18 protein-coding genes are annotated in these 20065 nt (G+C 43.0%); 7 read left to right on the top strand and 11 right to left on the bottom strand.

Annotated elements, in window-relative coordinates:
- Positions 1-30 precede the first annotated feature (30 nt).
- The 9 genes from ACHZA2_RS04810 to ACHZA2_RS04770 all read right to left on the bottom strand — a co-directional run bounded on the left by ACHZA2_RS04810 (position 31) and on the right by ACHZA2_RS04770 (position 12761).
- Positions 31-822: an ABC transporter ATP-binding protein gene (locus ACHZA2_RS04810; protein ID WP_319578751.1), complete on the bottom strand. Its 792-nt coding sequence runs from the start codon at positions 820-822 to the stop codon at positions 31-33.
- Between the two features lie 10 nt (positions 823-832).
- The gene (locus tag ACHZA2_RS04805) at positions 833-1918 is read right to left on the bottom strand and encodes an iron ABC transporter permease (protein WP_319578750.1); all 1086 of its coding nucleotides are present in this window, start codon (positions 1916-1918) and stop codon (positions 833-835) included.
- Between the two features lie 70 nt (positions 1919-1988).
- Positions 1989-5816: a cobaltochelatase subunit CobN gene (cobN, locus tag ACHZA2_RS04800; RefSeq protein ID WP_319578749.1), complete on the bottom strand. Its 3828-nt coding sequence runs from the start codon at positions 5814-5816 to the stop codon at positions 1989-1991.
- Between the two features lie 27 nt (positions 5817-5843).
- The gene (locus ACHZA2_RS04795) at positions 5844-6971 is read right to left on the bottom strand and encodes an ABC transporter substrate-binding protein (RefSeq protein ID WP_319578748.1); all 1128 of its coding nucleotides are present in this window, start codon (positions 6969-6971) and stop codon (positions 5844-5846) included.
- Positions 6972-6975: 4 nt separating this feature from the next.
- Positions 6976-8070 (bottom strand): ABC transporter substrate-binding protein, encoded by a 1095-nt coding sequence (locus tag ACHZA2_RS04790; RefSeq protein WP_319578747.1) that lies wholly within the window; start codon positions 8068-8070, stop codon positions 6976-6978.
- A 57-nt stretch (positions 8071-8127) separates the two neighbouring features.
- Entirely contained in the window at positions 8128-8703 is a 576-nt protein-coding gene (locus tag ACHZA2_RS04785) for a type IV pilin N-terminal domain-containing protein (RefSeq protein WP_394698492.1), read from the bottom strand.
- A gap of 11 nt (positions 8704-8714) precedes the next feature.
- Complete coding sequence (locus ACHZA2_RS04780; protein WP_319578745.1) at positions 8715-9476, bottom strand: type IV pilin N-terminal domain-containing protein; 762 nt, start codon at positions 9474-9476, stop codon at positions 8715-8717.
- Between the two features lie 261 nt (positions 9477-9737).
- Positions 9738-11636, bottom strand: coding sequence for a putative cobaltochelatase (locus ACHZA2_RS04775; RefSeq protein WP_394698491.1), 1899 nt, complete (start codon positions 11634-11636; stop codon positions 9738-9740).
- Between the two features lie 72 nt (positions 11637-11708).
- Positions 11709-12761, bottom strand: coding sequence for an AAA family ATPase (locus ACHZA2_RS04770; RefSeq protein WP_319578743.1), 1053 nt, complete (start codon positions 12759-12761; stop codon positions 11709-11711).
- 132 nt (positions 12762-12893) lie between these two features.
- On the opposite strand from ACHZA2_RS04770, the gene ACHZA2_RS04765 reads away from it, so the two are divergent.
- The 3 genes from ACHZA2_RS04765 to ACHZA2_RS04755 all read left to right on the top strand — a co-directional run bounded on the left by ACHZA2_RS04765 (position 12894) and on the right by ACHZA2_RS04755 (position 14666).
- Positions 12894-13517 (top strand): hypothetical protein, encoded by a 624-nt coding sequence (locus ACHZA2_RS04765; protein WP_319578742.1) that lies wholly within the window; start codon positions 12894-12896, stop codon positions 13515-13517.
- Positions 13518-13621: 104 nt separating this feature from the next.
- Positions 13622-14137, top strand: coding sequence for a type IV pilin N-terminal domain-containing protein (locus tag ACHZA2_RS04760; protein WP_394698490.1), 516 nt, complete (start codon positions 13622-13624; stop codon positions 14135-14137).
- Between the two features lies 1 nt (position 14138).
- Positions 14139-14666 (top strand): type IV pilin N-terminal domain-containing protein, encoded by a 528-nt coding sequence (locus tag ACHZA2_RS04755; protein WP_319578740.1) that lies wholly within the window; start codon positions 14139-14141, stop codon positions 14664-14666.
- 597 nt (positions 14667-15263) lie between these two features.
- On the opposite strand, the gene ACHZA2_RS04750 is transcribed toward ACHZA2_RS04755, so the two are convergent.
- Positions 15264-16067, bottom strand: coding sequence for a winged helix-turn-helix transcriptional regulator (locus ACHZA2_RS04750; protein ID WP_319580943.1), 804 nt, complete (start codon positions 16065-16067; stop codon positions 15264-15266).
- A 553-nt stretch (positions 16068-16620) separates the two neighbouring features.
- Between ACHZA2_RS04750 and ACHZA2_RS04745 the strand changes: the two genes are divergently transcribed.
- Positions 16621-16896, top strand: a complete 276-nt coding sequence (locus tag ACHZA2_RS04745) for a hypothetical protein (protein WP_319539858.1) — start codon at positions 16621-16623, stop codon at positions 16894-16896.
- Between the two features lie 358 nt (positions 16897-17254).
- On the opposite strand, the gene ACHZA2_RS04740 is transcribed toward ACHZA2_RS04745, so the two are convergent.
- Positions 17255-17953, bottom strand: a complete 699-nt coding sequence (locus ACHZA2_RS04740; RefSeq protein WP_319578739.1) for a class I SAM-dependent methyltransferase — start codon at positions 17951-17953, stop codon at positions 17255-17257.
- Between the two features lie 82 nt (positions 17954-18035).
- On the opposite strand from ACHZA2_RS04740, the gene ACHZA2_RS04735 reads away from it, so the two are divergent.
- From ACHZA2_RS04735 to ACHZA2_RS04725, 3 genes are read left to right on the top strand one after another with little or no spacing between them, the layout of a single operon-like run.
- Complete coding sequence (locus ACHZA2_RS04735; protein WP_319578738.1) at positions 18036-18476, top strand: formylmethanofuran dehydrogenase subunit E family protein; 441 nt, start codon at positions 18036-18038, stop codon at positions 18474-18476.
- The gene (locus ACHZA2_RS04730) at positions 18473-19219 is read left to right on the top strand and encodes a metal ABC transporter ATP-binding protein (protein WP_319578737.1); all 747 of its coding nucleotides are present in this window, start codon (positions 18473-18475) and stop codon (positions 19217-19219) included. Before ACHZA2_RS04735 ends, ACHZA2_RS04730 begins: the two co-directional genes overlap by 4 nt.
- A complete protein-coding gene (locus tag ACHZA2_RS04725; protein ID WP_319578736.1) occupies positions 19219-20049 on the top strand; it encodes a metal ABC transporter permease in 831 nt (276 codons plus the stop codon). Before ACHZA2_RS04730 ends, ACHZA2_RS04725 begins: the two co-directional genes overlap by 1 nt.
- Positions 20050-20065 lie beyond the last annotated feature (16 nt).

Raw genomic sequence — 20065 nt, 5'->3', positions numbered from 1 at the left:
CTTCAGGAAAGTAAAATTAGATCTGCAATATTATCCAGATGATAACTTTGGAGTTGCGGGATCCCAGATCGGTAACACATACTTGCCTGCTTCAGTAGCGATGAACTGCATCGGCACCCCATATACTGAATTGATGTTCTCTTCAGTCATCACTTCATCAGCGGGACCGATCCTAACTATATTTCCCTTATCTATCAGCATAACCCGATCTGCATAATGATATGCAAAGTTTAGATCATGGACTGATACCAGTACAGATTTCATCCGTTTTTTTGAAATCTCTCTAATCATAGAGAATACCTCAATCTGATGCTTGATATCAAGAGCACTGGTAGGTTCATCAAAAAGAAAAACTTCAGGTTCTTGTGCTATTGTCCGTGCAATAAAAACCCGTTGTCTTTCACCTCCGGAGAGTTCGGTCAACATTTTTCCGGACATTTGAGAGATATTCAGCATCTCCATCGCATTTTGTACCGTGTCAAGGTCATGTTGTGTTAACGACCACTGCACATGAGGACACCTTCCAAGAATTACTGCTTCAAGAACAGTGGCAGACGTGAGATATTGAAAATCCTGAGGGACATATCCAATACTCTTCGCAACCATATTTTTAGATATCCCGGTGATCTCAACTCCATCCAATGCAAATGAACCTGAATACGAACTGATTATACCAGCAAGGGTCTTAATAAGGGTGCTTTTTCCGGATCCGTTTGGACCTATGATACACAGTACTTCTCCAGATGTGAGATCGAAGGATATCTGGTTTAAAATCTGAATTTTACCATATTTAACCGTCAAATCACGAATATTTAGATTCATGATCTCTCCTTTATGTTATCACCCGGTGCTGTCCCCGAAGAATGAGAATCATAAAGAAGACACCGCCGATGATGTACATGATAACTCCCACTGGTATTTCGATAGGGTCCATTACAGTACGGGCTGCTGTATCTGATATCAGAAGGATCAGAGCACCTAGTAAAGCAGAACAGGGGATCAGATATCGATTATCATTCCCAATGAGCATCCTCCCGATATGAGGGCCCATGAGTCCGATAAATCCGATGATGCCCGTGAATGCCAGGCAAGCTGATGCAGCGAGGGTTGCAACAAAGAGGCCGGATATCCTTAGTCGATTTACATTTACACCAAGATTTTTCGCTACATCATCGCCGGCAGCGAGACCGTTAAGATCCCATGCTTTTGATTCGAGATACAATACACAAATCATGGTGATTGGAGCAACAATCACAACTGCATTCCAATTTGCTCCCCACATTCCACCCATGAGCCAAAGAGTAATCTCACGCAGTTTCTCATCATTGGTGAGATATTTCATGATCATCACTCCTGCAGTGAAGATATACCCAATAACAACCCCGGAGAGGATGAGTGTAGCACTTGATGCCCCTTTCATCCGAGATATCGCATAAATAAGTAGAATAGAGAACCATCCAAGAAGAAATGCAGCGAGAACTATTGTGCCATTCTGATACTGGGGAGGAATAAAAGGGAACAGAACCGGTCCGAACACTATGGCCATAGCTGCTCCAAATGAAGCAGCAGAAGAGAGTCCAAGGGTAAATGGGCTTACTAACGGGTTACGAAGGAGTGCCTGCATGACACACCCGGCAACGGCAAGACTGATCCCGGTAAAAATTGCAAGAAGCACCCTTGGCATACGGAAATCAATGACAATAATCTTCTCAGAATTTGATCCTTCGAGTAACCCGGGACAAGTAATCGCCTGATACAGAATAATGAGAATCCTTTCGAAGGAAAGGTGGAAGGATCCTGCATTCAGTGCGTATACTATGGTCAGAAAAAGGAGGACCAGAAGTGTGAGTATTATTATCACTTTTCGTCTTTTTCCTGATAGATAAAATAAAATGGGATTTTTTTGAGTTCCGGTCATTTCCAAGTTCCATAAATCAGATAATTAATGATTGATCGGGCATTACCGAAAATGAAAATTATAAGATATTTTATGAATTACTCTTCCGAATTGGGAACTTTTCCTGCACTTTAGCCATAATATCCTTCATTGAATCGCCCCAGGCAGCAATGTCATCCTGTGTGTAGATATCTACACTTCCACCCTGGTAATCACCTTCACCAATCTTGTCTTCCATCCAGGATTCGATCTGTAGGTAATTATTTTTCAGTTCTTCAAGAACCTGCTGATCTGCTTGCCAAAGTCCTCTCTGTTCTGCTTCAAGGAGTCGGCGGGCTATTTCTTCCAGGGCATATGGATTGTTTTCTTCAAAAAATTGTCGCATCTCCTCATCGTTCACAAAGGTCTCGGCAATATCATCGAAGATCCAGTCATCAACCTCCTGGGTTGATGCTTCCCAACCATATACATGCGTAACTCTCCGCATGATATCACCGGCTCCTTTGTATCCATGCTCTTTCATCCCGTCAATCCACTTGGGATTGAGTAATTTTGTTCTGACTACCCGACGAAGTTCATCAGCGAGATCACGGACTTCAATCTGTTCCGGTTCCCTTGTGTCCCCGTAATATGGTTTAACCACTTTTCCAGAATAATGACGGGCAGCGGCAGTCATCCCTCCATGAGTTCCGAAATAACAGCAGCACCCAAGGAGATCATACTCATCTGACTGGACTTTGTTGAAGGTGACCGAAACTTTAGAGAGGTTTGTTGCAAACTGCTCATGAGTAACTTCTCCCTCTTGGTCTTTCCTGAGGGCATATCCATTCCATGCCACGAATATTTCAGCCAAATCTGCTTCAGTTTTCCAGGCACTTGCGTATACCGCGAGATCAACACCATTATAATATGTTCCAGGTTTAGATGAGAAAATCCGGAGTGTAGCATCTTTCCACGAACACTGATTCTGTTCCATAATCTCCTGAGCATGCTTTCGAATGAAATTCTGCTCATGAGGTTCATCCAGATCTGCAACTGCTTGAACTGCCTCATCAAGCAATTCATAGCAGTTTGAAAAATTGTCCCTGATAAGGGCGGATCCTCGAACGGTGATATCAATCCGGGGACGATTCAGTTTTTCCAAGGGGATAATGGTAAATGACTTAACTCTTCCATTAGATTGCCAGACTGGTTCAACTCCGAGCAAGGCCATGAGTTGGGCATACATCTCTCCGTCTGCTGACATGATGTCGGAAGCCATCCAGTAAAATGCAACACTTTCCGGGTATTTACCTTCTTCCCGCAGATACTTACTAAGTAAAGACTCGGACAGACGTTGTCCTACACGCCATGCTGCTTTTGTTGGAACCATGAACGGGTCCAGTGAATAGAAATTACGCCCGGTAGGTAGGACTTCCTCATGTCCCCGCGAGATCAGACCGGATGGCCCGGCTGGAATATGTCCTCCCGAATACCCATTAAATAGTGATTCAATCTCTTTTGAGTCATTAATCCGGTTGTTGATATCCTGTATTCGGTCCCGAATCTTATTCAGGTCTGTGATATCTTCTGTAGAAATCGCATGTCCAAACCAAACATTGTATGATTCAAGGGTATCCTCAAGAACCGCACCAATAAAATCCTTTGTTTTTTGCTCCAGTAACTCAAGAATTGCACCGTTTGATAGACCAAGATCCTTTGAAAACCCATCCTGGTTCGTGAGTAATTCTGTGAGATCATGCCCATGAAGCCTGGCAATCGTTCTTCGTGGAGAGGGATCCCCGTTATCGTATCTGATAATAACATTGATGAAATCCAACCGTTTTTCACCTTCAGGTAGTTCTCCGAATGTGTGCATGCCCGAGGGAATCTGGGTATTTCTGATCAGTGACAGAGCCTCATGACAGTGACTAACGATGTCATCCAAGGACATTTCATCAGTAAGATGAATGTCTTTATCGAGATTTACTTCTGCTATTGCATCCCTAATCAGATGCTGGAGAGCATGTGATCTGGCTGGATCCAATTTTGCGGTCTCGTACTGTCTGAGCAGAACATCCAGTTCTTCGAGTCCTTCATAGAGACCTCCCTGGGTCATTACGGTCTGCAAATGATCGACAAGAGTGGCATATCCTCTTCGTTTTGCAATTGTCCCTTCCGGTGGGTTGTCAGCATTGTAGATGTACAAATAAGGAGTTGTTCCAATTGTAACATCAGGGAAACAATTTTCAGATAAGCCAAGCCCTTTTCCCGGCAACCACTCCTGATTTCCATGGGTACCGACATTGACAATGACATCAGCATCAAAAATTTTCTCTATCCAGTAATAGGTTGCCAGGTACTGATGAGGTGGTGGACACTCAGGATCGTGGAGGATCTTACACACCTCTCCATCACACCGTGATCCATAACAGCCTCGTTTTGGTTGGACATGAACGGTTGCATTACCAAACGAAAGGCCAGTGATGAGAATTTTTCCATCAAGGACCATGCTGAGTCCTGGTGCTTCTCCCCAGGTGGCAGTGATCTTTTCTTGTACTGTTTTTGAAAGAATGGAAAAATATGCAGAAAAGGTGTCTACATCCATCGACATTAGAACACCTCCATTCGCAGCAATATCCTGGACAGTGGTCCATCTGAATTCAGACATTGCCTTCTTTTCAAGCATTGTCTTGATTAATTCTTCACCGGATTCGGGATAATCTACATGGTATCCTGCCTCTTTCATCCGTTTAAGAATCCGGGCAACACTCTCCAGGGTATCCAGGTGTGCTCCTCCGCCGATGCTGGCTTCTGCACTGGCACAGGGATTATTGTTGAGGATGAATGCGACTTTACGTTCGGAAATAGGTTTTTTAGATAGGCGAGTCCATTGTTTCACTCGTTGAGCAACTTTTCTACATCGATCAGGAATTGCCTCACGATCATCTCTCCCTATTTCCGGGTTGTTATTGCTTGTTCCGATAATAATTGGCTCGATAACTCCTTCAAACTCCGGCATTGCGACAAAAAAACTGGTATCTGCAGTAAGACCGTTTCCTTCTTTCCACTGTTCTATGGACTGGTAATATGAGATTATTGGTGAAAAAATAGGAACGTTTAACTTTTGTAGAAATCGTGAGGTTGCTTCGAATGTATAGGTATTCTCTTTTTCCTCAGAAGATCCTCCTAAAAGAGTAGGCATTAATTTTATTATTGCATCAACCCGGCATTGTCCATCCAATACCAGAAATTCTTCAATAACTCCGGCCATACCCCTGGTTCCAAGTCCGGTATCCTTAACCGGGTATGAAAAAACCGTGATGACATTCATCCCTTCCAGTTCCAGACTTCTGATAATCTCATCCTCTATGGCGGTATTACTTCCTGAAGCCCATGCCGTTCTTGAAAACAGGATTCCAACCCAGGATCCCTCATGTACACGAGGAGAATACCATTTTAGATATTCTTCAGTGCTATAGAATGTTTTTTCAGAATCAGGATGATAAATTCCATCCCATGGCGTTTTTTCAGGAGGAGAAACAGATTTTGGCTCATTTAATACGAGATTCTGAATATAGGTTACAAGGTTCTCTATGTTTTCTTCCCCGTTGTACGTGACATACTGTTGACAGGTAGATACTACCTCTGGTTTTACTGAAGATAGAATCCAGTATGAAGGATCGTGACTGAGGCAGATAAGAGGGATTGATTTCGCAATATTCTTTATATCATCCTCGATTACATCCCAAAACATTTCGGTTGATCGTGAAAGAAGAATAACATTTGATTCTCTCATTGACGCCTTAACTTCATCCAATTTATCCGGGTTCTGCTCCAGGTACCGAATTTGATAAAATTTCAGATCAACACCACTTTTTTCAGCAGCTCGATGCAGAAGGGAACCTTGAGATCCCATCATAATTGCAGTAATTTTCATAATGATTTAACTCCGAATTTTGTTTCCTTACTTATACAATGATAAATTCCCGCCAGACTCTTGTGATGGAGAGAAAAATTGTTGAATTTTATCAGCATCTGGTTGAAATTTGTCTGCATATTCTTTTAAAACCAAATGAGGATCAATATCAATAAACTTTGATGGATACAATGCTTTAGCGAGATAGAGTATCCCTGCGATACCTCGTGAATTGCTCATCAGATCCTGATTTACCAGATAAACACGATGGTTTTGCACTGCAGAAATAGTGGAATACCCGGTTCTGTCACCAATCTTGTGGTACTCATTCAGAAATGAAGTAGTGTTTTCTCTCAATCCCGTACTCGTTACAAATTTTATGATAACATCAGGGTTTTGCTTTACAACCCATTCGTTGTTAATCGTAGGATAATCAAGGTTGATATCACCAGCGATATTTGTAGCATGAAGGGCCTTCATAATTCGATCGCCCTGAGAATTTTTTCCCTGTGCAATATTGTCTGAAGACCATTCCAGGTATACCCTCAAAGGAGTCGTTGACTGATTTGAGGTTCGATTGTCTATTAAAGCGAGATAGTTAGTCACTAAATCGTTATATTCATCAGACTTACTTTCGTTACCGGCCAGTTGACCAATGATATGTGAATCTTTTTGAATATCGGTGATATAATATGCATTCAGATAGATGATGGGAATATTTGCCATATCAATCCGATCACTGGCCCTGGGTTTGTAACCTGCAAATGCTAGAATAACATCAGGTTTTAATGCAATCATTTGTTCACAATTAACATTGGCCAGGGATCCACCAACACCCACCGCATTTGGAAGATGACTCATGATGATTTGATCACCAAGAACATACTCCGGAACCCCGACAATCTTGTCTCCTGCTCCGTAGGCTATTAGTAAATTTAACACATTATGGTTGACTGAAACTATCCTTTTGGGATAATCAGGGAGGACAACTGTTCGATTTAGATCATCGATAATAGTTATTTGATGAATTGATTGACTGGATTTATCCAATGTTTGAGTAGAATTGCTATTAAGGTTTGAAATACAACCCGATGAACAGATGAATCCGAATAATATCAAAAGAAGAGAGAGACTGCATACTCTTTTGATATTCTGATGGAATTCTCCTGATTTCATTCGTTCACACCAGCATCATTGTGCTATTTGTTGCTCTGCCTGTTTGAAAATTAGGAAATACAGTGGGTATTTCATCAGATCCTAGCATAAATTTCTCTGCATATTCAGTAAGAAACATTTGAGGTTCAATATCAGAAAATTTCTCTGGATAGAGAATTTTTGCCAGATAGAGAGCGCCCGCGGGTTGTCTTGTGAACATTAACAGATCATTATTAATCACAAATACCTGGTTATTCTTCACGGCAGTAAGGTTGGAAAAACCTGATCTGGTAAGTAATGATCGATATGAATCCTCTAGGGTTGTTGAATTTTCCCGTAATGCCGTACTACTCACTGTTTTTATGATAATATCTGGATCTTCCTTCAGAATCCATTCCGGGGTTATTGTTGGATACTCAATTAAATTGTGTGCAATATTTTCAACCTGTAAAAGATTCATGAGGGTATCGCCTTTTGATCCATTACCATAGGTCATATAATCGGTTGAAAATTCCATGTAAACTCGGGGATGGTGATCTGAAAAATTGTTTATGCGTGAGGATAGTATTTCATCGCATGAATTTGTAAAGTTGATATATTCTATAGCCGCCTCCTGATCACCAGTCAGTTTTCCCATTTGAGCAATATTGTTTCGAACTTCAGGAAGATCGAAACTATTAAAATACAGAATAGGAATACCTGCTTTTTCTAGGAGACTATTGCATTTTGGTTTATATTTGATATATTCAATGACCAAATCAGGCTTTAATGCGATGATCTGTTCACAATTCACATTTTGTAGGGACCCGGCAAAGATCTGTGCATTTGGTAAATTTTTTGCAAGGACAGGATCTTCAACTACAAAAGAGGGTACACCGACGATCCTTTCTCCAGCACCAAGAACCAGTAATAGTGGGACAGCACCCTGATTTGCAGTAATAATTCGTCTGGGTCGTTCATTAAAGGTAACTGACCGGTTTAGGGCATCAGTAATTATTACAGACTGGCCTTGATCATTAGAATTTATGCCTTGTTTTAATGAGTTCTCTGTGGATTCAGAGATACAGCCTGCAATGTAACAAAATAGAATTATCCCTAAAACAAGAGGGATAATCGTCATAAATTTGCGTGTTCTGCAGGCAAAAAAAAAATTGTTTCTTGTCATTTTCAAGTTTGATCAGGGAACGATCTTAATTTCACCTTTGCCGATAAGTTGCCCCTGACGGTTTATCACCTGGACGTTGATTGAATTTCCAAGGTTTACAGAATTGTTCCAGCAGGTGTATTCATTTGATTCATGCTGTAGATTTCCGTTGAGATGGAGCGGAGGTAAGATGTATGTGGTAGATCCTACACTCCAGACATTTGCATAGGGAGTACTGGTAGTGCTACTAAAATTACCCACATTACTTCCTCCAATTCCTTTCCAAAACTTTTTTCCAGTTGAATCGGTAAGAGAGGTTTTATTTACGGTAATAACATTTGCTTGAATCCCCACACCAAAGCCTGTTCCCGGTCTCATTGTCATTTCAACTTCAGAAGGATTTATTGAATCTCCCCCAGTGTGAGTTAATTCAATCCCATTTTTTATGCTATATTTTCCATCTAAAGTAAGTTGGGGAATTCGATCCTGTGATTTTGTCAATCCACCTGCAAATGAACTTACCACTGCTGCAATAATAATTGTGACAACCAGCATGAGCATGATGGCAATAACCGGTGATACTGCATTATCCTGATTTTTCTTATACAATGAGGCCATATCTAAGCCTCCACGATAACATCTTTCTTCAGGATGATTTTGCCAGATGGAATATGAAATACAGTTACTGTTACGACGTCTCCAGCCCTAAGATGATACCATAAGTGCCCTAATATTGACTGACATCCATCTGCTTCCATTACGCCATTCGCCAATACCCCTTCATAGACTGAGTAGGGACTGCTTGCAGCATATTCAAAAGGTTGTGACCCATATGCAGTATTGCCATATAGTGAATCTGCTGAGTTCTTCATAACTACGCCTGACATTAACGAGTAATTTCCAAAGAAAGTTCCCGTAGCAGCACTTGCATAATTTATACCATTTTCAGTTACAGCAGCCTGTTTTGTGGTATTAATTCCGGTTCCCCCTGCGATTGGTGCATGTCTAGCAGAAATCGACGTTGAACCAGAACCAGATGTTTGGTAATTACAGTTTGCCATGGTTCCGTTCCAAGGAAGAATTGTAACCTCACCCCGTGTTCCATCTTGAGCAGTCCACTTCGTGGTCATCTTCAGGTCTTTGGTTGGAATTGGTTTGTCTACTCCAGTTACGGTAAAATAAAACCCAGAACTTTCAATCCAGGTTCCGGAATTAGTAATCCGGATATCTGCAGATAATGAAGGTGCTGCCTGCTGTCCGGTGGTAAGTCCCCCAGCAAAAGAACTCACAACAGCCGCAATAATTATAGTAACTACAAGCATCAACAGCACACCAACAACCGGGGATACTGCGCTATCGAATGAAGGATTTGTGTTATTCATAATCTCATCCAGTAAGTTAGGACAATTGAGCGGGGAAATGACCCCTACATCTGACCTCCCAAATATTTTTGATCTAACGCTATTTAATTTGATCAATTTTTTTTGCGTGAAGGTAATAAAAATTGTTTGCACTATATTTACAGTTAAGATACAAAATCAGAAGTTCATTTAAAGGGAAAATAATTCAGCAACAAAAAATTCAATCATTAAAAATTAGAGAAGATTAGTGAAGCGCAGAACATTATAGATTGGGATTTTATTTCATCTATTAATCCCTTTCACGGCCTCTGCAATGGTATCAGCCTGCAACTCCTCAAGTTTCAGATATTTTGCTCCCATACCATCTGATATTTTGTGAGCAAGCCCAAAGGTGATATAACTCTGTTCGGTATCGATCACGACCGAAGAGATACCCGACTCTTTTATGAGGGATGCAACCTCATCTGCATCATCAAGCGGAGCACCGGATCCCATACTCACATTTGCTTTCCCGTCAGAGATCAGGATCAGGCGGGGGATGGTGTAGGCATTGATCATCTTCTCCCGTTGCAGAACCTCAAAACCCTTTGAGAGGCCGGAAGCAAGCGGTGTTTTCCCACCAACCGGAAGAGTCTGCATACATTTTCGTGCAAGTTCAACACTGGAGGTAGGGGGAAGGAGAACCTCTGCAGAGTTACCCCGGAAGACTACGAGCCCAACCCGGTCGCGTTTCTGATATGCATCGATAAGCAGGGATAAGATTGCCCCCTTTACGGCGGTCATCCGCTGCTGGGCCCCCATGCTTCCGCTTGCATCGACCACGAAGAGGACTGTATTGCCCATCTTCCGTTCCCTGACCTTCTCCCTGAGATCAGAAGCCTCAATCTTCACCGCGAGATCACCAACCCGACCCTTTTGGTGAGGAGCTGCAGCCCTGATCGTTGCATCCAGAGCGATGTCCGCAGTCAGGCGATCAGGAATCCTGCTTCTGACATATTTCCCATCCCGTGACTCGGTCACGCTCCGCCTGCCGCTTCCATCCCGCTTGAACGAGTCAATGCGCCTGGGAGCTGAAAGAGGTTTCTGGTTCATCTTGAACGGTGATCCTTCGGCAAACTGGGTTGTCGTGGACCCGTCAGGTGTAGTATTCTCCTGGGGTTTTTGATCCTGCTCAGTCTGCTCTTCCTGTTCCTGAGGTTGCTGTTGTTGCTGCCGGGACTTCTGAATTGACTCTTCTATCTTGTTCTGATCCATCTGCTGATCAGAAAAAGGCTGATTGTGCATCCGGTGTGAGAGGACAAGAACTGCTGCTTCCCTTACATCCTCTTCATTCACGTCTGTTCTCTCATGAAATGCTGCAATGGTCTTCGCAGTCTTAACCATGATAATATCTGCACGGTGTCCGTCAACAGCCATATCCAGGCATATCTGTGCGATTATATGCAGCATCTCATCAGAGATGCATACCTTTTCAAGCAACTCCTGTGCCTTGATTATTCGTGCCTTCAGGGCATCTTCTTCTTCGCTGAACCTGGCGATAAACTCATGCGGATTCAGATCATACATCCTGCGACGGCGGATCACTTCAACCCTGATCTCAGGATCGCTGATACCTTCGATAGAAACACAGAGTCCGAACCGGTCCAGGAGTTGTGGGCGGAGATCTCCCTCTTCAGGATTCATCGTACCGATGAGGATAAATGAGGACGGATGCTTGTATGAGATACCCTCCCGTTCGATGATATTGACACCCATTGCAGCAGCATCCAGGAGTACATCAACGATATGATCGTTCAGCAGGTTCACCTCATCGACATACAGAATATTCCGGTTTGCTTTTGCGAGAACACCGGGCTCAAACTTCCTCTCACCCTTCTTGAGTGCATACTCGATGTCAAGACTGCCAACCACCTTGTCCTCAGTTGCACTGATCGGAAGCTCAACGACATGCATCTGGACTTTTTTTGTAACGTACGTTCCATTTTTCTTCAGACAATCGTCGCAAAGATCACCAGTATGATCAGGATCACATCCAAATATGCAGCCATCTACGACATTTTGTTCAGGGAGCAGATGTGCAAGAGCCCGGGCAGCGGTGGATTTAGCAGTACCCTTCTCTCCTGCGATCAGAATACCGCCGATCCTGGGATTGATGGCATTGAGGAGTAGGGCCTTTTTCATCTGTTCCTGACCAACGATGGCACAAAAAGGGTAAATTTCATCAAAATGATGCATTCAAGTCATCCCTCCGGATTAATGATTATGGGGATGAGCATGCTGGGTTTTTTGGATAGATTGGTCCATTTTGGCTATATCCATTCGTTGTTCAGAAAAAGGTCTTCGTCTCATTCGGTGGGGGAGAACTAACGTTGCCGCCTCACGAACATCTGCTTCTACAACGCAATTTCTGCCATGATATGCAGCAAGTGTTGATGCGGTCTTCATCATGGTGATATCTGCACGGTGCCCATCAACACCCATATCAATACAGATCTGTGCAATTATGAAGAGCATCTCGTCTGAAATAGAAACTGATGGAAGCAATTCCTGTGCTCTGGTGATACGCTCCCGGATTTGTTGCTCTGGTTCAGCCCATTCTTCTAAAAAACCTACCTGATTTTCCTCGAAAGCCTGTCTTCTTTTGATCACATCAACTCGGGTGTCTGCGTCGGTGATCCCTTCAATATCAACACAAAGACCAAAGCGATCAAGTAACTGAGGCCTGAGTTCTCCTTCTTCGGGGTTCATCGTCCCGATCAGGATGAATGAGGCGGGATGAACATATGAGACCCCCTCACGCTCGATGAAGTTCATTCCCATAGCGGCAGCATCAAGAAGAACATCTACGATGTGATCATTGAGAAGGTTCACCTCATCAACGTACAGGATATTTCGGTGTGCCTGAGCAAGAATCCCCGGTTCAAATTTTTTCTCACCCTTCTTAAGGGCATGTTCGATGTCAAGACTGCCAACGACCTTATCCTCGGTTGCACTGATTGGCAGTTCCACAACTCGCATTTTTGTGGTCTTGGACTTGAGGTCTGTTCTATTTTGACATTCAAGACAGAGCCCTTTGCGATCAGCGGGATCGCACCCGAAAATACAACCATCCACAACTTCCCGGTTTGGGAGCAGGCGGGCGAGAGCCCGAGCCGCGGTAGATTTAGCAGTTCCCTTCTCTCCTTTGATCAAAACTCCCCCTATTTTAGGGTTTATTGCGTTGAGAAGCAGGCCTTTTTTCATCTGTTCCTGGCCTACAATAGCAGAGAACGGATAGATATCATCAAATTGGTGTATATGTGGCATTCACCTGTACAATGCAACGCAATAAAATTTAAATTAGATCAAAATAGTTGATATATACGCGGAAACTTTTATAGCCGAATGGTTTAATGATTCTTCGAATGTCATTTCATGAAAAATAAATTGGTTTTTTTGATGGCCTGGATCATCTGGGCAAGTATTATCGGAAGTATAGTAGTGGCTGACATAGAAGATGACATTCAGGAACCACCAAATGGTGTTGAGTTGGTATCTCAGGAACAGAATAGTCCGACCTCCAAGCCGATCCCTTCATCAAATGTGACAGATTGGAATCCATATGAGGTGCTGCCTCCTTGGAAACCTCCGCTTAACCACTCATCAATTTTGAAACAACCTCAATCCCAAACCAATCTTCGTACATTAAATACATCATACTCCGGTTCAGTTGATCTTAATGCGTCTGCAATTGGAAAAGAACTCAATATTACAAATGGTCCATTTTCAATCACATATACGGTGCACCCGACCATCTCATCACCTCGTGATGTCTGGGTGAAGATCACAATCTTTGATCCATGGGAACAGGTTATTACAGATGGGGGATACAACCGTGGATTCCCTAGTGAAGAGACACAAACAATGAAGATCTACCGTGAGGGTCGATATTACATGAGTATTGAAGGCGAATTTGCATCGATGGATTATACAATTAAAACCGCAGATCCCGTTCCAGTGGTATCATCAGTTCCAACTCATATTCCTGATCGAAGATTTGAAGAAGATGGAGAGATGGCATGAGAATAAACACTATTTGTAAAAAAGCAACATCTCACTATTACTCAAAAAAAACTTCCGAGACTGGATTAAAATCTGATCCTGCAGTTTCGCCGGTAGTCGGAATCATGCTCATGCTGACCGTTACCCTCATCCTCGCTGCAATCATCAGTGGTTTCACCGGAGGCATAGCCAAATCTCAGTCGAAACCTCCACAATTACTCTTTGAGGCCTCGATGGTACATGATACTGATACCAACAGTTTTCTCGATATCAGAATCATCTCGGTCAGCGAAGGAATCCCAACCAAAGATCTGAAATTCCAGACCGAATGGCGAAACCAGAGCAATCAGATAAACCGATGTACCATCACACCAAATTCAGAAAACGTTGGAACAGATACATATCCCCGAGGTTTTGGACCGGGAATCACAGATGGAGTAGCCGGGGCATCAAACTTTGGTAATTATACTCTGCTTGCAGGAACACGACTTAATGTAAATGCCACCGTATCAGAGGCAATGAATGATGTTCTGACTCCTTACTGGGATGAGATCACTGAAGGAACTCCTGTCAGGATTCAGTTTGTTCATGTCCCGAGCGGTTCAATCATCGCTGACAAAGAGATCACTGCGGAGACATAAGATGAGAGAAGAGGCAGTATCCCCGGTGATTGGTGTTCTTCTCATGCTGACCCTGACGTTGATCATCGCTGCAATAGTGAACAGTTATGCCGGGGGTCTTATGGAGACCGAATCCAAATCGCCCTCAGTAACACTACAGGTTTCGTACAGTATCGCTGAAGGGATGCAAATTCGGCACATAAGTGGCGATCCACTTCCCACCGAGTCTGTAAAGCTGATGGTCAGACCGTCAGAATCGATGGGGAAATCCGCCCCCCAATATCCAACAGTTGTCAATAAGTCCCTGATCACAAACCTCACCGGAACCCAGTCCTGGACGTCAGGCATAACATCATTAAAACCAGGCGGGATCGATTATATCCTGAATACATCACCGTCGAATAATCTCTCTCATCTCCAGGAGAATATTCCCACGAATCAAAAGCAATATTGGTTCAACCAGTCTGACAATATCGGGAATACATTCTTTCTTGAGATCTACTACAAGAACACCATGATCTCAAAGAATGAAGTACTCATCGAAGGATAATTTTTGTTTTTTTCACCGATATGGGAAAAATTACCGATGTTTATTGCATCAGGGGTCCAAAAACCCGGTTTTACAGGAGTATACCTGCCTATTCATAATACTGGTATATCATGGCCTTCTAAACTCCTCTAAAATCGGGTATTTTTCCGAAATAACCCCAAATTCAGATATTGGTTCAACTGATAAAAACCCCAACCTAAATTCGGGATATTCTTTACGGAATGTCAAAAAAAGTCTAAAATTCCGTTTTTATATGGTCCTTCTATTGGTCTTCATGATTGACCCGATATACCTATTGCCTGGATATGAGATCCAGCGATAGCGTTGCGATATAACAATAGATCAAATATGTCAATATTCGCCTTAATTTTTAAAATACGGGTGTATTATCATTAATTTAAGATCTGCCCAATAATCATGAGAATTGAACATCTTGTTTGAAAGAAGATCACCTGATATAAAATTCGAGTCGATTCATGACAGGTTGTCATCTTTTGTTGTATAAACCGGGATCCGCATATTGTCTACTGTATTGCCTGTATCTTCCCATACCTGACAGTAATTTTATTTCAGCCTATGTTCTCCTTCACAATCCTGTCATGTTTGAATGAGATCATGGATCTCGTAACTGAGGTCTGCCTGCTCAAGTTGCCGTAAGAAATCGGTAAAAAATTCATCTACGATGACAATCGCTGAAGGAATTCCATGAAGTGCTGCATCTATGGCACCCTCCCGGGATCCAAAATAAAGGTCAGGGACACGTCCGATCTTTTTGAGAGAGACCCATGCTTCAAGACCGACACAGGCAACAAAAGATACAGTTTTGATAACCTCTTTGAGTTTTTCCAGTTCAACATTACGTGACCCTCCCCGTTCAACTCGTGGAACCTTACAGACCTGCACAACAGATTCTGAATGTTCGATGATCCCGTCAAGTCTGAGAACTCCTGTCTCTTCTCCCTTTGGAGTATCCATGGCAACTTCTCCATTTGCAGAGGTTTGCCTCCTAGAGGCATAGAGAATACCGGATTTCATGTACACACCGACCCGGTCACCCGCTTTCAGATCCTCATCAGCAATTGCAGTCCAGACCGTGATCTGATGGATGATATCATGCCTGACATGTTTGGCAAAGTTTTCGAGCGTCTCTGCATTCTGGAGGATCCATTCGATACCCTCACGGGTGACTTCATATCTTCCTCTTCCTGAAGCCTTTATCATCCCTTCATCGATGAGATCACGAATATACTCCGATATCGCCTGTGGCGTAACTCCAAGCATAACTGCAATCTCCTGCTGACGAATTGCAGGTTGATGTTCAGCAATTTCTACAAGGATCTGGAATCGCGAAACATTTCGTTTGCTGTGGAGGATAATGTATCCTGGATCATCTTCGATCATCATACAGGGTCACCTATACCGGATGCAATGGTTAGTCCAAGAGATACTTGTGACACATCGATCATAAATTTTTATTGCCCTTACTCAGAATTTATTGAGATAATCCCTCTTAATACAATGCAAGATACATGTGAGGTGGTATGGTATGAGGCTTGGACAACATCCTGGTATAATCGGCACCAAGTGTCAATCGCCTCTTAAATTTCAATATCGTTTTAATGGGAATTACTCTCATATTTAAGTAGCAAAGAACACTAGGTGTGTCTGCTAATTGTTCTAAATAATTATCAGATTCATCAAAATTTTTGCTTTTAAGCATTTTGAATCATCCAAGTTACTGAGATAGCCTGAACTCATCAGATATTTTTAAGAGAAAGAAAAAATGAATCTATAATTTATATTTGAAAAAGTTCACTAGACCTGTTACATCTTGTTTTTTTGATCTAACTTATTTAAATAGGAACCCAAAAACCCAGGTTGTCATTATGAGTAATTATAACTCCTGAATCTATTCTATTTAGAGTTATAATAAACAACAAGGCAGAAAGAAGTTGTGAAAGAATCTTATTCTTCTGATTTAGATGAAGGGATTGTCGTAGATTCTTGGGATGAGATCGGTGTATTTTGTGCAGTTAGTGAGAAAAAAATAGAACATCCTACTGATATTAATCCAAGAATCATAAAAAGAATTACATCTTTCACTTGTACTGTTACCTTTACTGGTTCTGATACAACTCCAACCTTTATTTGTGATAAAAATATGACAATAGACATTACAATTATTACTAAAGGTATCAATGCAATAACAGCACTCTTTTTTCCCTTATAATAAAATGCACAGAAACAAGAAAATATTACAAACGCGAAGAAAGAGATACCAGTTAAAATTGTCAGTTTAATTGCTACACTAAGAATAAAAATCAATAAAATAAGGGCCGTTATACCAAACTCTTTTATCATTTATCTTCAGAAAAAGATATACGAATTTATGATATAATAACATTTTGAAATGAGATTTTTAAGACTATCCAGTCTCGTTTCTGCAGTCTCTAATCTTCAATATCATTAATGAGAGAAGTTACTCTCAAATTTAAATGGCCCGGGACACTAGGATAATCTCCTAGCTCTGTTCAGAAAACCTAAATCCTCAAACCGAGGTTCTCCTAAAAAAGGGGCTTAATTGTACGTTATGCCTTAAACCCAACAACAACAACCGATATTTCATGACGATATGGCATGAGCACCACAGAAAATCCTGCCCGCCTCATCTTATCAATAAGCGTTTCGACACGCTCCATTTCGCCATAATTTGTTATTCTTGAGTTGACAATGGAGGTGATCTCCTCTGATGATAACCCGGCTGACTCCATCGATCTGATCCATCGGGACCGGTAGATCTCTTCTGCCACATCTGATTCAGGTCTGATGATATCCCCACAGATAAAGATCCCTTCCGGTGAAAGGGCTTCATGTACCCGGGATAGGAGGGCCATCCGATCATGCTCAGGAACATGATGGAAACAGAGCGTAGTCAGGATGACATCAAACTGACCGGCTGGCCAGGGATCTCTGATGTCCTGCTCCAGAAACGTAACCTGATTCAGGTGTGGTTTCTGCTGTGCACACCGGATCATCTCATCCGAGTGATCTATTCCGATTATCTGAAGGGTATTAAAACGGCTTTGAATCTTTTCTGTCGCATACCCGGTACCTGATCCCAGTTCCAGAAGTTTTTGGGCCTGAACAGGGATAAACGAAAGAACCTCTGCGAAAAATGTTTCACTTTCTGGGAGGATGGCTGATAGTCGTGTATCATACGCCGATGCCATTGAGAGATAGTGTTCATTGTCTGAACGATCTACATTATGATTCATATCTGATTTCATACATTAATTCACGATTGTTACAATCGTATTTCAAAATACATATGAATGTCATTTTTGTATTATTAGATAGATAGTGATCACTATGAAGTGGCACGACCATTGCCAGTATATGGAGATCCCCCGCGATTATTCAGTACAGGATCTTGCCCGGTTTCACGGCCATCTCGGACCGTTTATCGTTCTCGGGTATCGGATGGGAAGACATGCCCTCAACGCATTAAAAGCGAATCCATTCGAGCTCAAAGCGCAGGTCTTCTGCTCGGGAGTCACTCCTCAGTCCTGCCTTGCCGACGGGGTTCAACTCGGCAGTGGATGCACGCTGGGTAAAGGAAATATCGAAGTTATAAAGTCTGAAAGTGTCTCCTGCACTTTTTGCGCAGGTGAAAAGAAGATCAGAATAATACCAAAACCACTGAAAACCCTGAATCAGAATGATCCTGATTACGAACTTGCAATTGAGCGGTACGCAGAATCATTGTACCATCTTCACGACGAAGAGATCTTCCAGGTTGATAGCCTGTGAGTTGTGGCAAACCGGACTGTCTTGTCCATCTTGAGAACGTATGGACCACCTATGAAGGAGCTGACTGCCCGGTCATAAAGGATGTCTCATTTGAGATAAGAGCAGGAGAGTTCGTGGTTATCGGCGGCCCGAACGGAGCAGGAAAAACCACCCTCCTTGAAGCCATCACCGGTCTGCTTCCCATCGTGAAGGGATCAGTTACCGTCTGCGGAATGGGTATTCCACATGACAGTACCAGGGCCCGGTGCAGTATCGGGTATGTCATCCAGAATTTTGATTTTCATCCGTTTACTCCATACACTGTCGAAGAAGTTGTCAGAATGGGAAGGTATGGCAGAATCGGATGGTTCAGGCGTGAGACCAGAGAAGATATCGAGGCAGCAAGGGATGCAATGAGAACTCTGCGAATTGATCATCTGAAAGATGAACTCATTGGAAAACTCTCTGGTGGCCAGCAGCAGAAGGTGTTGATCGCCCACAACCTGGCTAAAAAGCCATCACTCCTCCTCCTCGATGAACCATACAGCAACCTGGATATCACAACTCGAGATGAGGTTTCTTCTATCCTCTGTCAGATCTGTGATTCCGGTGTTCCGGTCATGATGGTCTCCCATGCATTTGATAGTCTGCCAGATCGCGACATCCGGGTAATTGTTATGCAGACCGGAAGGATGGTTATGAATGCTGTCTCCCGGCCGGATGGAGTAGCAGGGCTTATCCGTTCGGTCCCGGTGGCTGGCTGATGATTGAATTTCTGATCCAAAACAACGTTCTCTGTCATGCCATTGAGGCGATGTTCTTTGCGTCGGTCGGGTGCGCTATTTTGAGTGTACTGATAACCCAGATGAACATCTCATCCATCGGGTTCACCATGTCCCATGCAGCGTTTGCTGGAGGTGCTGCAGGAGTGTTCTTCGAGCTTCCGATGATGCTCTCTGCTATCGTAATGAGTATGCTGACCGCGGCAATCATGGGGCCGCTCAGTTACCGGACACGGATGCATACCGATACCACTCTCGGCGTTCTGTTTGGGACAATGATGGCACTTGCCATCTTTTTTATCTCCATGATGCAGTCCGAAGGGCGGGGATTTGATGCCAGTGCCCTGCTGTATGGAAATGTCATCTCTCTGTACAGGGAGGAGATCTATGGCCTTTGTATCATCACACTTGGAATCATCCTGAGCATTATCGTCTTCAACAAAGAGATTACTGCCATAACATTCCACCGGAAGATGGCAGAAATTAGTGGTATCCGTGTGCAGCCGGTCTATTACCTCTGCCTCTTTCTGATAGCCATCATGGTTGCACTCTGCCTTCCAATTGTTGGTGGTCTGCTCCTCTATGTCTGGCTTGTTACCCCGGCAGCAGTTGCATACCAGTATTGTGGGACAATCAGGCAGATGTTTCTTGTAGCTCCGGTTGTTGCTGCCACCATCAGTGTCATCGGTGCCTGTGCCGGGGTGACCTACTCACTCCCGGTCGGACCACTCACCGCTGTACTCTTTTCAGGTGTCTTTGTTGTTGCAGTGGCACTTTCACCAAAAAGAAGAGTGAATAGTCAGACATATTAACACCGATATCAAATTG

The sequence above is a fragment of the uncultured Methanospirillum sp. genome, assembly GCF_963668415.2.
GTDB lineage: Archaea > Halobacteriota > Methanomicrobia > Methanomicrobiales > Methanospirillaceae > Methanospirillum.
This window is presented reverse-complemented; position numbering and strand designations above follow the sequence as displayed.